At 69.2% G+C, this 295-nt stretch carries 1 protein-coding gene; it reads right to left on the bottom strand.

Annotation, left to right across the window (positions count from 1 at the left end; all coding sequences use genetic code 11):
• A partial coding sequence (locus tag IF55_RS35695; protein WP_030893497.1) for an aminotransferase class V-fold PLP-dependent enzyme occupies positions 1–295 on the bottom strand: 295 nt, incomplete at both ends.

Genomic DNA, 295 nt, shown 5'->3' with positions numbered 1-295 from the left:
CTCCCCGCCGCCCAGGAAGGGGGGCAGGTCCTCCAGGAGTTCCTGCCGGCCCCACAGCACCCCGATCCCCGTCGGCCCGCACATCTTGTGCCCGGTAAAGGCCACGAAGTCGGCCTGGAGGGCCTGGACGTCCAGCGGCATGTGCGGGGCGGCCTGGGAGGCGTCGATAACCACCAGCGCCCCCACCTCCTGCGCCCGGCGGATGATCGCCTCCACCGGATTGACGGTCCCCAGCAGATTGGACACCAGCGTGAACGAGACGACCTTCGTCCGCTCCGTGATCACCTCATCCAGA

This window comes from Streptomyces varsoviensis (assembly GCF_000718635.1).
Lineage (GTDB): Bacteria > Actinomycetota > Actinomycetes > Streptomycetales > Streptomycetaceae > Streptomyces > Streptomyces varsoviensis.
This window is presented reverse-complemented; position numbering and strand designations above follow the sequence as displayed.